This window comes from Mesorhizobium sp. M0058 (assembly GCF_040323095.1).
Taxonomy (GTDB): domain Bacteria; phylum Pseudomonadota; class Alphaproteobacteria; order Rhizobiales; family Rhizobiaceae; genus Mesorhizobium.
Genome location: NZ_JAMYUQ010000010.1, coordinates 158123 through 177931, shown reverse-complemented (window position 1 = coordinate 177931; position 19809 = coordinate 158123). Strand labels below are relative to the sequence as shown.

21 protein-coding genes are annotated in these 19809 nt (G+C 63.2%); 7 read left to right on the top strand and 14 right to left on the bottom strand.

Going from position 1 to position 19809, the window contains the following annotated elements; all coding sequences use genetic code 11:
• Positions 1-2 precede the first annotated feature (2 nt).
• The 5 genes from NKJ75_RS19000 to NKJ75_RS18980 form a co-directional block, all read right to left on the bottom strand.
• Positions 3-1067 (bottom strand): glycoside hydrolase family 25 protein, encoded by a 1065-nt coding sequence (locus NKJ75_RS19000; RefSeq protein ID WP_023825095.1) that lies wholly within the window; start codon positions 1065-1067, stop codon positions 3-5.
• A 281-nt stretch (positions 1068-1348) separates the two neighbouring features.
• Entirely contained in the window at positions 1349-1540 is a 192-nt protein-coding gene (locus NKJ75_RS18995; RefSeq protein WP_023669058.1) for a hypothetical protein, read from the bottom strand.
• A gap of 116 nt (positions 1541-1656) precedes the next feature.
• Positions 1657-2055: a GFA family protein gene (locus NKJ75_RS18990; protein ID WP_023684918.1), complete on the bottom strand. Its 399-nt coding sequence runs from the start codon at positions 2053-2055 to the stop codon at positions 1657-1659.
• Between the two features lie 186 nt (positions 2056-2241).
• Entirely contained in the window at positions 2242-3198 is a 957-nt protein-coding gene (locus NKJ75_RS18985; RefSeq protein WP_023756447.1) for an alpha/beta fold hydrolase, read from the bottom strand.
• 115 nt (positions 3199-3313) lie between these two features.
• Positions 3314-3562, bottom strand: coding sequence for a ParB N-terminal domain-containing protein (locus tag NKJ75_RS18980; RefSeq protein WP_008875526.1), 249 nt, complete (start codon positions 3560-3562; stop codon positions 3314-3316).
• Between the two features lie 169 nt (positions 3563-3731).
• Here NKJ75_RS18980 and NKJ75_RS18975 point away from each other — a divergent pair, with 169 nt between their 5' ends.
• The 5 genes from NKJ75_RS18975 to NKJ75_RS18955 all read left to right on the top strand — a co-directional run bounded on the left by NKJ75_RS18975 (position 3732) and on the right by NKJ75_RS18955 (position 9420).
• Entirely contained in the window at positions 3732-5363 is a 1632-nt protein-coding gene (locus tag NKJ75_RS18975) for a N,N-dimethylformamidase beta subunit family domain-containing protein (RefSeq protein WP_352500037.1), read from the top strand.
• A gap of 1 nt (position 5364) precedes the next feature.
• On the top strand, positions 5365-6738 hold the full coding sequence (locus NKJ75_RS18970; protein WP_023834156.1) for an aminotransferase family protein: 1374 nt from the start codon (positions 5365-5367) through the stop codon (positions 6736-6738).
• Between the two features lie 10 nt (positions 6739-6748).
• Positions 6749-7678, top strand: a complete 930-nt coding sequence (gene kce / locus NKJ75_RS18965) for a 3,5-dioxohexanoate:acetyl-CoA acetone transferase (RefSeq protein ID WP_023739367.1) — start codon at positions 6749-6751, stop codon at positions 7676-7678.
• 204 nt (positions 7679-7882) lie between these two features.
• Positions 7883-8395, top strand: coding sequence for a GNAT family N-acetyltransferase (locus tag NKJ75_RS18960; RefSeq protein WP_023834157.1), 513 nt, complete (start codon positions 7883-7885; stop codon positions 8393-8395).
• On the top strand, positions 8392-9420 hold the full coding sequence (locus NKJ75_RS18955) for a histone deacetylase family protein (RefSeq protein ID WP_023739369.1): 1029 nt from the start codon (positions 8392-8394) through the stop codon (positions 9418-9420). The genes NKJ75_RS18960 and NKJ75_RS18955 overlap by 4 nt, the downstream gene beginning before the upstream one ends.
• A gap of 4 nt (positions 9421-9424) precedes the next feature.
• Here the strand turns inward: NKJ75_RS18955 and NKJ75_RS18950 are convergent, their stop codons facing one another.
• From NKJ75_RS18950 to NKJ75_RS18940, 3 genes are all read right to left on the bottom strand, one after another.
• Entirely contained in the window at positions 9425-10687 is a 1263-nt protein-coding gene (locus NKJ75_RS18950; RefSeq protein WP_023834158.1) for a cysteine desulfurase-like protein, read from the bottom strand.
• A 51-nt stretch (positions 10688-10738) separates the two neighbouring features.
• Positions 10739-11806 carry an aldo/keto reductase gene (locus NKJ75_RS18945; RefSeq protein WP_023834159.1) on the bottom strand — a complete coding sequence of 356 codons (1068 nt, stop codon included), beginning with the start codon at positions 11804-11806 and terminating at the stop codon, positions 10739-10741.
• 495 nt (positions 11807-12301) lie between these two features.
• On the bottom strand, positions 12302-12769 hold the full coding sequence (locus tag NKJ75_RS18940; RefSeq protein ID WP_023745985.1) for a hypothetical protein: 468 nt from the start codon (positions 12767-12769) through the stop codon (positions 12302-12304).
• Positions 12770-13169: 400 nt separating this feature from the next.
• Between NKJ75_RS18940 and NKJ75_RS18935 the strand changes: the two genes are divergently transcribed.
• Complete coding sequence (locus NKJ75_RS18935; protein WP_023706483.1) at positions 13170-13334, top strand: hypothetical protein; 165 nt, start codon at positions 13170-13172, stop codon at positions 13332-13334.
• Positions 13335-13392: 58 nt separating this feature from the next.
• Here the strand turns inward: NKJ75_RS18935 and NKJ75_RS18930 are convergent, their stop codons facing one another.
• Positions 13393-13899 (bottom strand): DUF1993 domain-containing protein, encoded by a 507-nt coding sequence (locus tag NKJ75_RS18930; RefSeq protein WP_023690171.1) that lies wholly within the window; start codon positions 13897-13899, stop codon positions 13393-13395.
• Between the two features lie 125 nt (positions 13900-14024).
• Here NKJ75_RS18930 and NKJ75_RS18925 point away from each other — a divergent pair, with 125 nt between their 5' ends.
• Positions 14025-15083, top strand: a complete 1059-nt coding sequence (locus NKJ75_RS18925) for a DUF1176 domain-containing protein (protein ID WP_023690172.1) — start codon at positions 14025-14027, stop codon at positions 15081-15083.
• Positions 15084-15119: 36 nt separating this feature from the next.
• Here the strand turns inward: NKJ75_RS18925 and NKJ75_RS18920 are convergent, their stop codons facing one another.
• From NKJ75_RS18920 to NKJ75_RS18900, 5 genes are all read right to left on the bottom strand, one after another.
• On the bottom strand, positions 15120-15671 hold the full coding sequence (locus NKJ75_RS18920; protein WP_245274158.1) for a hypothetical protein: 552 nt from the start codon (positions 15669-15671) through the stop codon (positions 15120-15122).
• Positions 15672-15794: 123 nt separating this feature from the next.
• Positions 15795-16325, bottom strand: coding sequence for an epoxide hydrolase family protein (locus NKJ75_RS18915; protein ID WP_245265829.1), 531 nt, complete (start codon positions 16323-16325; stop codon positions 15795-15797).
• Positions 16326-16399: 74 nt separating this feature from the next.
• On the bottom strand, positions 16400-17311 hold the full coding sequence (locus NKJ75_RS18910; RefSeq protein ID WP_245260151.1) for an alpha/beta hydrolase family protein: 912 nt from the start codon (positions 17309-17311) through the stop codon (positions 16400-16402).
• Between the two features lie 185 nt (positions 17312-17496).
• Positions 17497-19107, bottom strand: coding sequence for an NTP transferase domain-containing protein (locus NKJ75_RS18905; protein ID WP_352500036.1), 1611 nt, complete (start codon positions 19105-19107; stop codon positions 17497-17499).
• Entirely contained in the window at positions 19104-19808 is a 705-nt protein-coding gene (locus NKJ75_RS18900; RefSeq protein WP_023748573.1) for an XdhC family protein, read from the bottom strand. The genes NKJ75_RS18905 and NKJ75_RS18900 overlap by 4 nt, the downstream gene beginning before the upstream one ends.
• Between the last annotated feature and the right edge of the window lies 1 nt (position 19809).

Genomic DNA, 19809 nt, shown 5'->3' with positions numbered 1-19809 from the left:
GTTCAATCGGCGTCGGCGACGGTCGTCTGCCCGCCTGCCCATGCCCGCCAGGCGCGCTCGTCGCCATGGAAGACGTTGAGGTCGATGCGGCCGGTCACGCCGTGCGACAGGCCGGAGCCGGAGTACTGCCAGAATAGCCATTTGCGGCCGGGATAGACTTTTGAGGGATGCCGCGCCACGGCGCGCAGCCAGAACGGATAATCGAGAAACGCACCCTTGAGATTGTCGCGATAGAAATCCGGTGCGGTGTAGATGATGGGCCGCTGGCCGTAATGGCGCTCCAGCTTGTCCATGAACACCTTCATCTTTTCCAGCACGGTGGCCCGCGACGGCCGCCGCTTGCAGGAAGATTCGCCGTTCCACTCGACATCGATTACCGGTGGCAGCGCGCCTTCGACCCTCGGCACATTGCGGATGAACCAGTCGGCCTGCTCGCCCGCAGTGCGGCACCAGTAGAAGAAATGATAGGCGCCGCGCTTCAGCCCGGCGGCGTCGGCATTGCGCCAGTTCTTCATGAACATCGGGTCGAGATGGTCGCCGCCATCGGTCGCCTTGATATAGGCGAAGTTGGCGCCCTGGGTACGCAGCTTGCCCCAGTTGACATTGCCCTGCCAGCGCGAGACGTCGACGCCGTGGACGGCAAGGTAGCGTGGCGAAGCCTTGCCGAAATTGATCGGCTTGGCGTCGCGGAAACCGTAGCGGGTGACCGGCGAGGCCAGCATGGCCGGCGCCGCGCGCGTCAACCGCTTCGGCGCAGACATCAGAGCGGCGGGCTCGAGCTGTGGTCTGGTGCTCCCCTGCGGCGTGCCCGCGACGATGGCCTCTTCTTCCTCGACCATGGAAAAGGGCGGCGCATTGTCGGCCACAGCGTTGTCGGCCACCATGTCGGACCGCATCGGCGCGAGGTCGGCGGTCTCCGCCGGAGCCGCTGCGACCGGCGCGCTCGGACGCACGACCGAACTGGTCGTCTCGTTCGACGGTTGCAAGCCATCGACGCCCGCTGTGGACGAACAGCCGGCAAGCCACAGCGATGCCAACATGAAACTGACGACGGCTGAAATCCGCATCTGGACCTGTACGCAAAACACAACAGACCGAAGGCAAACAGACGCCGCCGGACAAACCGGCCTCGATTACTAACGAGAAATTACCAACAAAGTTTGAATCAAGTTGTTAGGAATTGGCCCTCTTGTCTTCTCCCCCTGTGGGAGAAGGTGGATCGGCGCGTAGCGCCGAGACGGATGAGGGGTGTTCCAGCGGAGTGAGGCGTTGGCGTTCCCTGGAACACCCCTCATCCGACCGAGCTTCGCTCGGCCACCTTCTCCCACAAGGGGAGAAGGGGAAGCCCTTACCTTCCCAGCCATTGCTGCATGCAGCTTTTCGCCACCACATGCGCCGGTGGCACGGCGTCGGCCGCCGGGCGGCGGGCACGTTCGAGCAGCAGGCGAACCTGTTCGGGGCGCACGCGGTCACGCTCCATGACGAGGAGGACCATCGGATCGCTCAAAAGCTCGTCCAGGGTGCTGATTCTGTCGCTCATCGGTCGTCTCCTCGATACCGGCCCGCAGACGATAGATAGGCAGCCAATCATGGCCCGCCAATGACGCTTTGCCGGCTATGTCGTGGTTTCGGGATTAATTTCCGGTAAGGCCGGCGTCAGTTCGGAGGCGGCGCGCCTTCATGGTGCGGCAGGCCGTCATCGAGCTGCAGCCAGGGCTGCTTCGAGGCGGTCCACATATGCATCTCCGGCTTGAACAGCGAGGGATCGTCGAGCGAGCCGGTGGTGATGCCGACGATGCCGGCGGAGTCGCGTCGGGAAAACAGCGTGGTGCCGCAAGCGGCGCAAAAGCCGCGCTTGAGGTCCGGAGAGGTGTTGACCGTCGCCACCTCTCCCTCGACGGTGACATCGTCGATGCGAAACAAAAGGCGGGCGTTGAAGGCCGCGCCGATCACCTTCTGGCAGCGCCGGCAATGGCAGACGCGCTGATTGAGCGGCGCCGCCTCGGTGCCGTAGCGCACTGCCCCGCAATGGCATCCGCCCTGGTATTTCGTCATCATTCGAACCCATCACACTGAAGGTCTCTTGATGATATCGACAGGTACCTTTCGGTCAATTGAAAAGCCCTGATGGCGCCATCGATTGCGCCGATAGGACTAATGGCTGCGCCAGGGCTTCGTGGTTTCGCAGGCACAAAAAAGCCGGCCGCCTCTTCGAGACGGCCGGCATGTATCTCAGGCAAGCTATTTCGTTTCGCTGAGGACTTCGTCCCAGGTCTTCACCTTGGTTTCGCCATTGAGGAAGGGCAGTGCCGCGGCCGTCAGCTCCGGTGCGAAGAAGACGTCGTAGTGGGTGCGATTGGGAATGATGGCCAGCCGGTTCTGCGACAGGTTCTCACGCATCCAGCCGGCATCCTTCAGCCCGCCGCCGATCATCTGGTAGAACCTGATCTCGTGCTCGGGCTTGTACATGTCGCTGTCGCCATAGGCCAGCATAACTGGCATCTTCAGCTTCGCCACATCGGCGGAATAGTCGTAATCCTTGCGCATGAAATTGCCCAGCGCGTCGAGCAGTTTGGGGAAATCGTCGGGACGTGGGGCGACGGCGACGTAGGATTTGTACATCGGCGTGTCCTTCATGAAATCGGCGGCGGCCGCGCTCACCTGCGCCTGCTGGCCGCGCATCTCGTCATAGAAGCCATTGGCGGCGAAGCCGGTCGAGACCAGGACCAGACGTCTCACCGTCTCGGGATGCTGAACGGCCATACGGAAGGCGACGCCGCCGCCCAGCGAATAGCCAAGCACGTCGACCTTGTCATAGCCGAGCGCCTTGACGATACCAGCCATGTCGTCGCCCATCCCCTCCAGGCTGAAGGGTCGCTCGCCGAGCGCGGTGCGGCCATGGCCCTGCAGGTCGACGGCAATGATGGTGCGGTTTTCCGCCAGCTTCGGCAGCAGCGGCGCGAACATGTCCGACGTGCCAAGGCCGCCATGCAGCAGAAGCAGCGGTTCTCCCTTGCCATAGACGGCATAGTAGTAATTCAGGCCGTCGATCGGCAGCAAGCCGGACTTTTCCGGCTTCGGCATGGCTGTTGCTTCGGTGGTCATGGCGGGCTTGGTCTCCTCTGCATTGGCTGGGCCGGGCGCTGCAAACAAGGCAGCGACCGAGGCAAGAATGGCGAAATAGATTCGTCTGGACATGTCGGTCTCCTCAGGTTCCCCCCAAGGACGAGCGAGCACGCCGCGTGCCGACATGCCCTGCGAAAAAATCCGCGGAAGAATGATCGGTTTGGCTGTTGTCGATCGGTCGCGCGCCTCAGTGGCGCTTGGCTTGCACCAGATAGGCGTCGATCTCGGTCTCGCCGAGCCATTTGGCGGCTTCCAGCCGGTGCAGGCCCTCGACCAGGATGTGGCGCTTGCCGTCATGGCGAACCTGGATCGGCGTCTTCATGCCGTTTTCCAGTATGTCTTCGGCCAGGTGCCGGACCGTTTCGGGATGAAGCGTCTTCTTGCGCGCCGTCGGCACGTAGATGTCATCGACCTTGACCTTCTGCACTCTCAGCATACCGGCTCCCGAGGCGGAAAATGCCGCCTCGCCTGAGATAGTCGGTTTGCCAGGTGCGGCCAAGAGCGGCCAAGCAATTGTGTCGTATGCAATTGCTGGCCCGATCGTTTCCATTTGACGCTTGGCCGGCAGATGGCCGAAATGGCGGCCTGTCACTTTTCCGGTGTTCATGACCCAACTGCCGACCGAATTTCCCGATTTCGGACTGACGCCCGACCAGCGCCGCGAGGCAGTGCGCGGCCATTACTATGAATGGCCGGGAATGGACGGCGAGCGCGGCGAGATCTGGTGTTATTCCAACCGCTTTTCCTACCGCGCCGGCGAGACCGTGACGCTGCATGTCAGTTCGACAGTGCCGCGCTTCAGCATTGTCATTGTCCGCGACGGCGGCAGCGAGACAAAAGTCTTCGAGCAAACGGGGCTTTCGGCGCGCTGGCAGGATACGCCCGACCAGTGCTCGGTCGAAGGCTGCGGCTGGGAGGCGTCTTTCGAATTTCGCATCGGCAACGATTGGCCATCCGGCGCCTATCGGCTGACGCTGACGGCGGACGGGCGCGAGCCCATCCATTGCCATCACCTCATCATCGTCGCGCCCCTGCCCGGCAAAAAGCCCGGTCGCGTGCTGCAGGTGGCGGCGACGGGCACCTGGCTGTCCTACAACACCTGGGGCGGCTCCAACGCCTATCAGGGTATCACCGGACCTGGCCGCGACCAATATGCGCGCATGGTGTCGACGCAGCGGCCGTGGTGCCGCGGCTTTGTCGTGCTGCCCAAGGACGCGCCGCGCGTGCCCTTGGAGGTCGCGGTGCCGCCGAAAACCGTGCCGCGCTATCCGCACATGGAATGGGCGTACGCCACCGGACATTCGAAGAAATACACCTCCTCCGGCTGGGCGGGCTATGACTGCCACTTCTTCCGCTTTGCCGAGCGCGCCGGCTACGGCGTCGATCTCGCCAGCCAGCACGATTTGCACTTCTCGCCCGAAATCCTCGATGGCTATGACTGCGTGGTCTTCGTCGGCCATGACGAGTACTGGACCTGGGAAATGCGGGACGCCGTCGACAGCTACGTCGAGCGCGGCGGTCATGCGGCTCGCTTTGCCGGCAATTTCATGTGGCAGACAAGGCTCGAGGACGAAGGCCGCCGGCAGGTCTGCTACAAATACCGGGCGCGGGCCGAAGACCCGGCCTATAGCGGCGACGTCACCCGCGCCACCAATTCCTGGGAAGCGCCTGAGATCGGTCGTCCCGGTGCAATGACCTTCGGCCTCAACGCCACGCGCGGCGTCTATGCCGGTTGGGGCGGGTGCGCACCGCGCGGCGTGCGCGGCTTTCCGGTCTATCGGCCCGAGCATTGGGCCTTTGCCGGCACCGGCATCTATTATGGCGACCTGCTTGGCGCCGACAGCCATGTCTATGGCTATGAGGTCGACGGGCTCGATTTCGAGATCCGCGGCGGCCTGCCCTATCCGACACCGGACAGCGGTGCGCCTGACGGGCTGCAGGTGCTGGCCGTCGGCATGGCGAGCCAGGTCGAGGAAAGCGCCGACATCCCGATCGAGGACCAGTTTCTCACCGACGAGGATGGCCGCTTTACGGCCGAAACGCTGTTTGGCGAGGCGACCGACGCCAATCTGGAAAAGGTCAAACGCGGCAACGGCATGATCGTCAATTTCCCGCGCGGCAAGGGCGAGGTTTTCCACGCCGGAAGCTGCGAATGGGTGGCCGGCCTGCTCAGGCAGGATCCGATGGTCGAGCGCGTGACCAGGAATGTAATCGATCGCTACCTCGGAAAGTCCTGACATGCAGAAGCCCTCATCAACTGGTTCAGAAACGCGCGCGCCATCGCACCTGTTCTACCTCTCCAGCCTGCGCCGGCCGCTGATCGACCGCGCCGAAGGCATCTATATGTGGACGCAGGACGGCCGCCGCTTCATCGACGGATCGAGCGGGCCGATGGTCGCCAATATCGGCCATTCCAACCGCAACGTGCTCGACGCCATGAAGCGGCAGATGGACCGCGCCACCTTCGCCTACCGGCTGCATTTCGAGAACGAACCGGCGGAAGAACTGGCGCGGGAACTCGCCGGCAAACTGCCGGAGGGCATGGACCGAATCTTCTTCGTCTCCGGCGGTTCGGAGGCGACGGAATCCTGCATCAAGCTGGCGCGGCAATGGGCGGTCGCGACCGGCCAGCCGAAGCGCTGGAAGGTTATCACGCGTTTTCCCTCCTATCATGGCGGCACGCTGGGTTCGCTTTCGATAACCGGCGACGATGCGCTGGCCGAAACGTTCACACCGATGATGCGGGTGATGCCGACCGTGCCGGCGCCGACGGCATGGCGCGACCGCGACAATCTTTCGATGGAGCAGCGCGGCGTCCGCTATGCCGACATGCTGGAGGAGAAGATCCAGGCCGAGGGTCCGGACAGCGTGCTCGCCTTCATCATGGAGCCGATCGGCGGTGCGGCGACTTCGGCCCTCGTCGCACCGGACAGCTATTATCCGCGTATAGGCGAGATCTGCGACCGCTACGGCATCCTGCTCATCCATGATGAAGTGATGAGCGGCGCCGGCCGCACCGGAAAATTCCTTGGCGGCGACCATTGGAACTGCAAGCCCGACATCGTCGCGCTGTCGAAGGGGCTTGGCTCCGGCTATGCGCCGCTCGGCGCGCTGGCCGCCCCGATGCGGCTGGTCGAGCCGCTGCTGGCGTCGGGCGGCTTCCAGCATGGCCACACCTATGCTGGCAATCCGCTCGCCTGCGCGGCCGGGCTCGCCGTGCTCGGCGAGATGGACCGCCTCGACCTGATCGCCAATGCCGCCGCGATGGGCGACGTGCTGATGGACGGGCTGAAAGGGCTGGCGAAGCGTTTTCCGTTCATCGCCGATGTCCGAGGCAAAGGCCTGCTCACCGGCGCCGAGATGGTTGCCGATCCCGAAACTCTACGGCCGATCGAACAGGGCAAGAAAGCCACGCAGCGCCTGCTCGACCTCGCCTACGAGCGCGGGCTGATCATCTACGGCCGCAGGGTCAAGGGCGGTGTCGACGGCGACAATTTCATGGTGGCGCCGCCGATGATCGTCACGGCTGAAGAGGTCGGCGAGATCATTTCCATCATCGGCGATTCGCTGGAAGTTCTGGCCGCCGAACTCGACCTGCCGGTCGAAGGCTGAGGGCTAAAGAATGGCGCCGAGGAAAGTCATCATCACCTGCGCGGTCACTGGCTCGGTGCACACCCCGTCCATGTCGCCCTATCTGCCGGTGACGCCGGACCAGATCGCGACCGACGCCATCGCGGCGGCCGAGGCTGGCGCCTCAATCCTGCATCTCCACGCCCGCGATCCCAAAGACGGCCGGCCGACCGCCGATCCTGAGGTGTTCATGCAGTTCCTGCCGCGCATCAAGCAAGCGACCGATGCGGTGATCAACATCACCACCGGCGGTTCGTCGCTGATGACGCTCGACCAGCGGCTGGCGGCACCACTGCGGGCCGAGCCGGAAATGTGCTCGCTCAACATGGGCTCGATGAATTTCGCGCTGTTCCCGATGCTCGACAAGCCAAGGGAGTGGCAGCACGAGTGGGAACCAAAGCTGCTCGAAGCCACGCGCGACACCATCTTCAAGAACACCTTTGCCGATATGGAAGGCGTGCTCGAAAAGCTCGGCAAGGGCTGCGGCACGCGCTTTGAGTTCGAATGCTACGATGTCGGCCATCTCTATTCGCTGGCGCATTTTCGCGACCGCGGGCTGGTGTCGGGGCCGCTGTTCATCCAGTTCGTGATCGGCATTCTCGGCGGCATCGGCGCCGATCCCGACAATCTCATCCATATGAAGCGCATCGCCGACAAGCTGTTCGGCGACAGCTACCAGTTCTCGGTCCTGGCAGCAGGCCGCAACCAGATGCCATTGATCTCGATCGCGGCGGCGATGGGCGGCAATGTCCGCGTCGGGCTGGAGGACAGTCTCTATGATGGCCGCCAGCTGGCGAAATCCAATGCCGATCAGGTGCGCAGGATACGTGGCATTCTCGATGGCCTGTCGCTGGAGGTGGCCACACCGGCGGAGGCGCGGGAGATGCTGGCGCTGAAGGGTGGGGACCGGGTGGCGTTTTGAGATGATTGAGATGGCGGCGCCCAGTCGCACCCCCCTCTGTCCTGCCGGACATCTCCCCCTCAAGGGGGGAGATTGGATGTCGCCACGGCCTTCGCAAACTTCCAAAGTTGCAGGATGGACGGCAGCGCAGAAACTGCTGATCTCCCCCCTTGAGGGGGAGATGGCCGGCAGGCCGGAGGGGGGTGCCTTGGCATCATACCTCCAGTGACTGCCTCGCCTAAAGTCACCCTCCGCTCCGGCACCATCGACGACGTCGACACCATCCACGCCGCGTTGCTCAAGCTTGGCACCCATATCGGCGCGCATCAGGAGATCACGTCCACCGCAGGCGATCTCCGCCGCTACGGCTTTGGCGACAAACCCGCCTTCTCCACCCTGATCGCCGAGATCGGCGGCGATTTTGCGGGGCTCTGCCTGCATTTCCCGATCTTCTCGACATGGATGGGGCGGCCCGGCGTCTATATCCAGGACCTCTATGTCGAGGACCGGTTTCGCGGCCGCAAGATCGGCGAAAGACTGCTGCGCCGGGTCGCGCGCGACTGCCGCCGGGATGGCGGCGCCTATCTCAGGCTGTCCGTCGACACCGACAATGACGGCGCCAAGGCTTTTTATGAGCGGCTGGGCATCGCCTGGTCGAGCTACGAGCAGACGCAGAAGATTGTTGGCGATGCCTTTTTCGCCTTTGCCGATGCAGCGCAGGATGGGGACGCGGAATGAAAGCCTTCTTTGCCGAGGAGCAGAAACGCCACGACCCGAAGGCCTTTCTGTCCAGCGGTGCGCCGCAGCCCAATCCCGAACAGCCGGAGCGGGTAGAGCGATTGTTAGCCGGCGCGAAATCCGCCGGATTGATGATCGAGCGGCCCAGGGAACATGGCCTAGGCCCGGTGGCGGCCGTGCATACGCCGGAGTATCTCGCCTTCCTCGAACACATTTTTGCGCGCTGGCAGCGCATCGAGGGCGCATCCGCGGAAGTCATGCCCAACATCCATCCACTGGCCCGCACAGGGTCCTATCCGGCCTCGGCGGTCGGCCAGGCCGGCTACCACATGGCCGACACCGCTTGCCCGATCTCCGCCGAAACCTGGCAAAGCGCGCTGTGGAGCGCCTGGAGTGCAGTCGAGGCAGCCGAAGCGGTGATATCGGGCGCGCCTGCCGCTTATGCGCTCTGCCGGCCGCCCGGCCACCACGCCTTTGCCGATGTCGCCGGTGGCTTCTGCTTCATCAACAATTCGGCGGTCGCAGCCCAGGTGTTGCGCAAGCAGGCGGCGCGGGTGGCGATCCTCGATGTCGACCTGCATCACGGCAACGGCACGCAAGGCATCTTTTATACGCGTTCCGACGTCCTGACGGTGTCGCTGCACGCCGATCCGGTGCGCTTCTATCCGTTCTTCTGGGGCCATGCCGATGAGCGCGGCGAAGGTCCGGGCCTCGGCTATAATTTCAACCTGCCATTGCCGCGCAAATCAGCCGACGCGGCGTTTCTGGAGGCCCTCGAAGTGGCGTTCCAGCGTATCCGCGCCTTTTCGCCGGACGCGCTGGTCGTGGCGCTCGGTCTCGATCCGTTCGAGGGCGATCCGTTCGGCGGGCTTTCGGTGACCACGCCCGGTTTCTCGCGGATCGGCGAGGCAATTGCCAAGCTTGGCCTGCCGACGGTTATCGTCCAGGAAGGCGGCTATCTCTGCGACGCGCTCGGCGACAATCTCACGGCGTTCCTCACCGGTTTCGGCGGCAAACAGCGATAGCTGACTAGCGCTGCTGCCTCAGCATGGCGATCACCCGGTGCACGCTTTCCAACGTCTCGTCGATCTCTGCCGCCGTGTTGTAGTGCGCAATACCGATGCGCACGACTCCCTGCTCGGCCGGAATGCCGAGATGGTGGACGATCTCCCAGGCGTAGTTGTGACCCGACCATAGAAAAATGTTCTCGGCATTCATCTGCCGCACGATCGTCTCTGGCACGATGCCGTCGACGGTGAAGGACACGGTCGGCACGCGCTCAATGACACGCTTCTGATCTGTGATGCCGCGGATGGTCAGGCCCTCAATGGCGGACAGCCCATCGATCAGCCTCAGCGCCAGCGGGTTTTCGTAGGCGATCGACACTTCGTATGCCTTTGCGATCTTTTGCCTTCGCGAACCGCCCTCGCCGGCCGCAGCACCGAGTTCGGCGAAGTAATCGACCGCTGCGGTAAGTCCGGCCATCAGTTCGATCTGCGGCGTGCCGAGTTCGAAGCGCTCCGGCAGGCCATTGGAAGAGCAACGGCATTTGTAGGGTTGCAGCGCATCGATGATGTCGCGGCGTCCCCACAATATGCCCATATGCGGGCCGAAAAATTTGTAGGCCGAGCAGATCAGGAAGTCGCAGCCGAGATCCTGCACGTCGACCAGCCCGTGCGGCGCGAACTGGACGGCATCGACATAGACCAGCGCCCCGGCCTGTTTGGCAATTCGCGTCAGCGCCTTGACCCGGTTGATCGAGCCGGTGAGGTTCGAGGCATAGTTCAGCGCCACGAGCCGAGTCTTGTCGGTGAGCAGAGCGCTGAGCGCCGCCTCCTCGACCTGCCAGCTCTTTTCGTCGAAGGGCAGGAAGCGCACGACGAGGCCAAGATCTTCGGCCAGCTGCAGCCAGGGCGAGACGTTGCCCTCATGATCCATGCGGGTGACGATGATCTCGTCGCCCGGCTTGAAGCCGCGGCCGAGCGTGCGCGACATGTGATAGGTCAGCGTCGTCATGTTGGCGCCGATGATTATTTCCTCCGCGCTCGCTGCACCCAGGAAATCGGCCATCGCCGCATGGGCGTCGTCGAACACCTTTTGCGCGGCAAGCGTGGTTTCGAAATAGCCGCCGAGATTGGCGTTGGTGGTGAGGAGACAGCGCGCCACCGCGTCGGCAACCGCTTGCGGCACCTGCGTGCCGGCCGGATTGTCGAGATAGATGCGCCGGCGGCCCTTGTCGGTCAGGTCCAGCGCCGGAAATTTTCCCCTGACGGTCTCGATCGGAAAATCCATGGCTGTCCCTTCCCCTTGTCTTTGCTCGGCAATTCCGGCCAAATGGTCTGCTTATGGGCACGGATTGCCGACGCGCTGGTGGATCGCATCCACGCCCTTCTGCATCTCGTCGGTCCAGGTCACGTCGGCTGACGACAGCGCCATCTCAAGCTGGGCAATCGTCGTCGCGCCGATGATGCTGGAAGTGACGAAAGGCCGGCTGGCGACATAGGCGTTGGCAAACAGCGCCGGTTCAAGGCCGAAGGAACGCGCCAGTTTATTGTATGCGAGCTGCGCCTCCGCCGCATTTGGCGTCTCGTAGCGCTGGCCGCGGTTGAACAGCTGCGAGCGCGAACCCTGCGGCCGTGCGCCATGGTCGTATTTGCCGGTGAGATAGCCCTGCGCCAGCGGCGAATACGCGAGAAAGCCGACATCCTCGCGTTCGCAGGCCTCGGCGAGGTTCACCTCGAACGTGCGGTTGACCAGATTGTAGGCGTTCTGCAGCGAAACGACGCGCGGGCCGACGCCCTTGTCGGCCTCGGCGATGAAGCGCATGACGCCCCAGGAGCTTTCGTTCGACAGGCCGAGATGGCGGATCTTTCCCGCCTTCACGAGCTCCTCGAAGACGGCGAGTGTCTCGGCGATCGGCGTCTCGCCGGGCGGCGCGCCAACGGCATCGGCACGGCGCGGCACAGCACCCACGCGGGTCGGGTTGGCGCCCCAGGGGATGTCGCGCTCCGGCCAGTGGATCTGGTAGAGGTCGAGATAGTCGGTGCCGAGCTTGGCCAGCGATTTGTCGATGGCGTCAAAGATGTCGGCGCGCACCAGTTTTGACGGCCGGTCGCCACGAAACCAGCGGTTGGCGGTGCGGCCGACCACTTTCGAGGCCAGGATGACCTTGTCGCGATTGCCCTTGGCCTTCATCCAGCTGCCGATGAACTTCTCCGTCCGCCCCTGCGTCTCCTCCTTGGGCGGTATCGGGTAGAGCTCGGCCGTGTCGATGAAATTGACCCCGCGCTCAAAGGCCAGATCCATCTGCGCATGGCCTTCGGCCTCGGTGTTCTGCTCGCCCCAGGTCATCGACCCCAGGCAGATCTGGGTAACAAGAAGATCGGTCCGACCGAGACGGCGTTTGTGCATGGGGTTTCTCCGGCGGGAGGTTTGCGCGGACGGCGCGGGGAGGAGATTCCAGCATAAAGCAAAGGCTGCGGCTTCTCCAACCCCCTGCCGGCTCCGGGTGGTGCCTCAGTTTGAATTCCTGAGCCACGGGATAGTCGCACGGCATTCACTCTCAGCCGCCTCAGCGGTCTCGTAAAATCCTCCTCCGAAGCTGTTTTCGGAGGGTGCCCAGTAAGCATATCTCTCGTCGAGACCGTGTTCGCCTTCGTACCAAGCGTCCTCACGGAACGTGTAATAAGAAGCTTCACCTACTTCAAATCTGACGATATTGGCCCGTGCAAGCCGATCATCTCGATAGATCGTTTTGAGTACAGTGCTCATCCCAGTCGCTTTTTTTGCAAGGTCCGCGCTTTTCCGGCTTTGGCGCAACGCGCGTCCATCTTCTCGCAACGCTCTTTCATCGACCAGGCTGATACACTACTCGGCTCCAACCTTTGCGTGAATTGTGAGAGTGCTCTAACGGCGTGCCCCAGCCAAAGCCCGCCGCTTGGCTTCGTCGATCAACATGTTGGCCACCTGCATGCGGATCATGGCGCGCTGGCGCAGATGCGGCGCGACACGGTCGGGATGGTTGGCGAAAGCGAAGCTGCGGCGCATGCGGCCGAGATCGGCGTTCTTGACGGGATGATCGAGGCCGAGTTCGACCGCGATTGCGTCAGGATCGATCGGTGGCAGCTTCTCCTCGGGCTTTGCTTCCTCGCCGGCCAGTGCCAGCTTGGCCTGGTCGAGAAGGGCTGCGAATTCGGCGGCAAGATCGGACCCCGCTTCGCGATACTCGGCCGTGAAGGTTTCGCCGGAGACCTTGATGCGGCCGGAATGAAGCTCGTCGGCCACGGAGAGATAGTCGAACGGGATCGACGGCCGCGCGCCTGTCTCCCCGCCAGCCTCGTCCTTGTCGGAGGCGACGAACAGATCGTCGAGCAAGGAAGCGAAATCCCGCTTGGCGCCGATGTCAGCCTCCCCCTCGTTTTGCGCATGCGAACAGAGCCGGTCGCACCATAGAACCGGCTCGTTAAAAATGAATGCCACTGATCTTAACCAGTTTAGGCGTTCGCCGGGCTTGCGCGACCGGTTGATGGTGCAGCTCAACAAAAAGCCGGACTGCATTTGCATGCAGTCCGGAAATTCGCCAGGAGTGGCGAGGAAAAGCCGGCCATGTGCCAGCGTCTATGCATACGGTGGGGATGCGCCACAAGTTTCAGCGCACGCGGCAATTGTGCCGAAAAAAATTCGCTTGGAATGGCTGCCATGCAAATGCTGCACTGCACAATCTTCACAATTTTCCTATACTCGGCGCCGTGGAGGATCAACAAGGGGCCGAATCATGGGGTTCTTCACTGAAATGTTTGCCCGTCCGCGTCCGCAGGAGCATCTGCGTTATCGTTCCGCACTGGCGTTGCTGCATTCGATGAGCAATGCCGACCGCGCCGACATCGGCATCAAGCCGGCCGACTTCCCGCGCATAGCCCGCGAAATGTCCGTGCGCTGAACCAGCGCGAGACGAGGTTTCCCGGCAGCGACCGGGAAACCTCGGAATGCCGAATTCGTCAACGATTCCCGAGATAGGCACCCTTGGTCAGCGGCACGCCATTGTGGCGCAGGATGTCGTAAGCCGTGGTCACGTGGAAATAGAAGTTGGGCATGGCGACATGCAGCAGATACTGCATGCCTGGCATCGAGGCTTCGCGCTGGCCAAACTTCAGTTCGACCACCCTTTCATCCGAACCCTCGAATTCGGCGGCTGAGAATGACGCCAGCAGATCGAGCGTCTTGGTCAGGCGCGCCTGCAACTCGGCGAAGGTCGCTTCATTGTCTTCGTATTTCGGCACCTCGCGACGGGCCAGCCGTGATGGCGCGCCCTTGGCGTGGTCGGTGGCGACCTGCACCTGCCTGACCAGCGCGTACATGTCGGGCGCCAACCTCGCGGTCAAAAACACCTGCGGGTCGATCTTGCGCTCGGTTGCATTCTGTTCGGCCGCCGACAGCACGCCGGACAGCGCCTTCAGCCTGGCCGAAAACACCGGCACCGAGGCTTCATACATCGATAGTGTCACGTTCAAATCTCCATTGCGGCTGAAGCGCCGACGGCGGGACGTAGCGCCTTCCCGGAGGATTTTTCAAGCGTCACCACGTCGCCGCAATCTCTATGATAGACTCCTTTCGTGGTGGAGATTCTCCGATGAGACGCGTCTTTCTGGCAGCGGCCGCCTTTTGCTCCCTTGCCGCATCCGGCCAGGCTGTGTTCGCCGACGATGAACCGGCAGCCGATGACCAAGCCCCTTACGTCGATGACAGGTCGGACGCCGCAGCCGTCATCCGCTCGCTCTACAGCGCCATCAACCGGCACGAATTCGCCCGCGCCTGGGCTTACTACGGCGATACCAAGCCGGCAAAGGATTTTGATACCTTCGTCAAGGGCTATGACGGCACCGACAAGGTCGACGTCGAAACCGGCGCCATTTCCGATGAAGGTGCGGCCGGCAGCATCTATTACAGCGTTCCGGTCGCCATCCGCGCCACCGACAAGGACGGCAAGGAAGCAGTTTTCGCCGGCTGCTACACGCTGCGCCAGGTCAGCGCTCAGATCCAGGCCCCGCCGTTCCGACCGATCTTTATCGACAAGGGCGCGCTGAAGCCATCCAAGGCCGATTTCGAGGGGGCGCTGCCGCCAAGCTGTGGTGACGGGCCGCCGCCGCCGAAGAAGGACACCGCACTCGAGCACGTGAAGAAACTGTTCGCCGCTGATTATGGCGATCAGTGTGACAAGCAATTTCTCGGCGAGGAGCCGAACATCTTTTCGATCAAATACAAGGCAAAGGACGCGGCTGCCAGCGATCCCGACAAGGAAACGCGGCTTTTCGAGTTCTACTGCCAAGCGGCAGCCTATAACGCAAGTTCGGTCTACTACATGACCGACGAAGTATCGGGCGTGCGGCAGTTGCAGTTCACCGAGCCCGAAATGGATATCCGTTACGAGAACAATGACAGCGACGGCAAACTGCTGGGCATGGATATCATCGGCTTCCGCACAACCGGCTGGGCGGCCAATTCCGAATATGACGAAGAAGCCAAGACGCTGACCACGTTCAACAAATGGCGCGGCATCGGCGACGCCTCGGACAAGGGGATATACCTGTTCCGTAACGGCGATTTCTCCCTCGTCCAATATGATGTGGACGCGTCTTACGATGGCGAGGAGAACCCGCAGACGGTGGTCGACTACAACACCGCGCCGTAGGGGTCTTAGCAGGAACCGCCGCGCTCAAGCAGTCCTTCACATTCGCCTTCTCGTTTCAGGCCGGGAACGCATCGGCCGGAAGAAGGCGCGAATGTCTTCGACCAGAAGACTCGGTTCCTCCAGCGCAGCGAAATGGCCGCCTCGCGGCATCGATGTCCATCGCTGAACGTCAAAGACCCGCGCCACCCAGGATCGAGGCGGCATCGGCAACTCGCGAGGGAAAAGCGCTACCCCAAATGGCGGCGAAACGCGTTCCAGCGTCTCGAACGCAAGAGGGAACAGTCGATTCTCCTTGTAGAGCCGCAAGGACGAGGTGAGCGCGTTGCTGAACCAATAGAGCGAAACATCCGTAAGGAGCGTGTCCATGCCGAAGGTGCGCTCCACGTCACCGTCGCAATCGCTCCAGCTACGGAACTTCTCGATCATCCAGGCTGCGAGACCGATCGGCGAGTCTGTCAGAGCATAAGCAAGCGTCTGAGGCTTCGTGCCCTGCAGATGGGCATAGGCGCCCTCCGTTGCCGTCCAGGCCGCGGCGTTGTCCAGAAAGGCCTGCTCCTCAACGGTGACGGGTGGCAGACCTGCACCCAAGGGTGGCCGATAGCTCCCGGGAATGTAATTGACGTGGACGCCAAGCACGCTTTCGGAATGGAGCCGTGCCATCCAGGCGGAAACGCCCGCCCCGATGTCGCCTCCTTGGGAAGCGAAGCGGTCTTAGCCGAGCCCCCGCATCAACTGTACCCATAACTCCGCGATGCGGCCGGAATGGAAGCCTGGTTCCGTCGGCGCCTGGGAAAAGCCGTATCCGGGCAAGGAGGGAACTACCACGTGGAAAGCGTCGGCCGGGTCACCACCATGGGCAGCTGGGTCTGCCAGCAATGGAATGACGTGTTCCATTTCGATGAACGAGCCGGGCCAGCCATGCGTTATGATCAGCGGCAGCGGCGCCGGTCCGTTGCCTGGCTGGTGGACAAAGTGGACATCTAGGTTGTTCAGCCTCGTCAGATATTGCGGCAGCCGGTTCAGCCGCGCCTCTTGCACTCTCCAGTCGAAGCGGTCTCGCCAGTAATCCGCAAGGCGCTTGATGAACGGCAGGTCGGCCCCATCACTCCAGCCCGCTTCGCTTAGCGGAATTGGCCATCGTGTTGCGCTAAGCCGGCGCTGGAGATCTTCAAGTTGTTCGTTCGGAATTTGGATCTTGAAGGGGTGAGCGTCCATCGCTGTGCTTCCGATCTGTTGGATCATATCAGCCTACCCCAGTAAGGATATCGGCCGAACCATGATCGCCAAAACCAACGGGCACCTCTGGGCCATATGCCTCAGGGCGCTTTTGACAGCATCCAGTTCAACGTTTGGCGCCAGTCCACCATGCGGATCGGCGTGCCGTGGGTGCCCGTTTCAAAACGGACGAACCGGGTCGGATAGGCTTTCGAGTTCGCAATGATGGAGCGGAAGAAGGCTTCCTGTTTCTCCACGGGAAAGACCGGGTCCTTGCTGCCCTGGCCGAAAAACACCGGCACGTGACGCCTGTAAGCCGGGCTCGAAAGGAAGCTGTCATCCCATAGCGAGCCGAGCAGCAGCAGCCCGCTGATGCGCCGTCCGGTATCGTCGCGGCCGGCAAGTTTCCAGCACAGCGCACCACCCATCGAGCCGCAGGCGACGAAAATCTTCGCGTCCGGCGAGGCCTCGGCATAGTGGCCGATCAGGGCTGCGATCTGCGCCGCGCCCTTGTCGCCGAAATCGGTGAAATCGGGTGAGAGATAAAGGCCGCCATTGCCGGCCATCAGGTTCTTGATGCGGTTGAAATTGCCGCCGAAGGTGAAGTCGTCGACACCCTGCTTGCGGCTGCCGCCCTGCCCGTGCAGGTAAAGCACGATGATGCCGGCGCCATCGGTCTTGCCGACAGCGACATGCCTGACATCCCCGGCATCGGTTTTCAGCATCAAATCCTGCTGCACCTTGCGCACGCCGGTGTCGGTATACTGCGCATGCACGCGCTTTTCCGGCACTTCGTCGCGGTCGTTGATGTCGCGCATCTCGCGATAGTCGATGACGGTGTAGGCGCCTTTGTCCGTGGACGAGAGCGTCGCCGGATAGGCGAAGAGGTCATCCTTGTAGGGTTTTAGTTCGAGCGCGTCGGCGTGGGCGGCAGAGAACAGGAAAAAGAGCGAAATCAGAAGGCTATGGAGCGCGGCCGCCCCCCTCTGGGCTGCCGGCCATCTCCCCCTCAAGGGGGGAGATTGGATATCACGCCGCCTTCCGCCAATCTTCAAAGCTGCAGGATAGACGCCGCCATCGAGGCTGCTGATCTCCCCCCTTGAGGGGGAGATGGCCGGCAGGCCAGAGGGGGGTAGAAGCGCTGAGGCAAGTAAAGAGAGAGCCATGCTAAAGGCATGCGTTTTTCGGCTTCGCTTTGTCAATCCTGCAGCACGCCGCCGGCGTCTTCCAGCGCCTCGCGGGTGTCGACATCGATCGACGCGCCGTCGCCGATCTCGACGTCGATGACATCCAGTCCCTCGGCCTCGACCAGATGGCGGGCGCCGGTGTCGCCCTCGAGGTGAGCGATGCCTCCAAACAGCGCGCGTGGCAGCAGCACCGGATTGCCGCGGCGGCCGTCATGGGCGGCACGCACCACTGAGCGGCCGCCGTCCCTACGGAAGGCCTCGATCAACCGGTCGAGATCGGCCGATGAGATACCCGGCATGTCGCCGAGGACGATCATGGCGCCGGCCACCTCGGCTCCAACGCGGGCAATGCCGGCTTTTAGAGACGAGGACAGGCCGTCGGCAAAATCCGGATTGTCGGCGAAGATCACGTCGAGGCCGGTCAAGGCTTGGTGCACCCGCTCACGCTGGTGGCCGGTGACGACAACGGTGCTGGTTGCCTTCGAGGCCAGTGCGCGCTCGACTGTCCGGCGCACCAGCGGTTTGCCGTCGAACAGCGCCAGAAGCTTGTTCGGCCCGCCCATGCGGCTGGAGCGACCGGCGGCCAGAAGCACGATCTCGACCTTCAGCCCGGCTCTCGCCGGCAGCGGCTCGCGCGGCTGCGGCCGGGTCGGGATTTCCATCAAGAGGCCGCCAACGCCCATGCCGGCGATGTCCTTGGCGGTGACGTCGAGGCCGGCGATCAGCCTGTCGAGCACCCAATCGAATCCGTTCTCCTTGGGGCTGCGGGCGCAACCGGGCGCGCCGATGACGCGCTTGCCGTCGAGCGTGCCCAGCACCAGCAGATTGCCGGGATCGACGGGCATGCCCGCGCGGATCACCGTGCCACCTGCTGCCTCGATCGCCGCCGGAACGACATCGTTGAAATCGCTCATCGCCGAGGCGCCGAAGATCACCACCATGTCGTTGTCGCGCGCCAGCGCGGCGGCGGCCTCGGCGACGGGCGCAATTTCGTGCGGCGTGCGGCGCTCCGTCGTCAGCCGGCCGCCGGAGCGTGCCAGCCGCGCTTCGGTGACGCGTAGCGTCTTGTCGAGCACGCTCGCCTTGATGCCGGGCAGCACCGTCTGGATGACGCCGACACGCACCGGCCGATAGGCGTTGACGGCGAAGATCTCGCCGCCGGCGCAGATCTTTGTCACCGCATCGACAAGGGCCGAGGCAACGGCGAACGGGATGATCTTGACCGTCGCCACCATCTGGCCCTGCTCAACCGGCGCGTGCTGCGCCAGCGTGGCGATGGTGATGGTCGGGTCGACCGCATTGATGGCGTCGATCATGGCGGCATCGACGGTGAAGAGACCGGCGGCCTTGGCATGGAGGTTGACGCGGCCGGTCGCGGCCGGTTTTGCCTCGATGTTGCGGTGGGCCATGCTGGCAGCAATCTTTTCGGCCGCCGCATCCTCGCTGAGGTCATCGGCGGCAAGCACCGCCACGACGATCTCGGTAATGCCGGCCGCCTTCAGCACCGCCACGTCCTGCGTGCTCAGCCTGTGCGCCTTGCGGAAACGCCGCTCGCCCGCCGTCGTGGCATGCGCCAGCACCGCGCCTTGCGCCTGATCGATCGGGATCGGCCCGAACTTCACGCCGCCGCGCCTTTGGCTTCGAGACCGCGCGAGCGAAAGGCGTGGATCGTCTGCGCCAGGATGGCGACGGCGATCTCGGCCGGGCTCGCCGCGCCAATGTCGATACCGATCGGTGCGTGGATGCGGGCGATCTGGTCGGCGCTGGCGCCGAGCGCCAGCAGGCGCTCGACGCGCCTGGCGTGTGTTTTGCGGCTGCCGAGTGCGCCGACATAGAAACAGTTGGCGTCGAGCGCGGCCTTCAGTGCGAAATCGTCGATCTTCGGATCATGGGTGACGGCGGCGAGCGCCGTATAGCTGTCGAGCGGCTGGCGCTTCACCACATCCTCCGGCCATTCGGCATGCAGGGCTACATCGGGAAAACGGTCCGGGGTGGCGAAGGCGGTGCGCGGATCGACGATCTCCAAGGGATAGCCGGCGATCCTGGCCATCGGCGCCAGCGCCTGACTGATATGGACGGCGCCGACTACCACCAGGCGCGGCTGCGGCAAATGCGCGTTGAGGAAGAAGGTGCGCCCTTCAGCCTCGACCGAACCGGAATTGCCGGTGCGAAATGCCTTGGCGATCGCTTGCCCGAGTTCCCCGGCAACCTGGTCGCCTTCGCGCACGATGCGGTCGCGGCCGTCGCCGAGATCGGTGACCAGGATCGCGGCGCGGCGGGCCCGGCGTTCGGCATTGAGCGTTTTGAGAGCGTAGGGATCCATG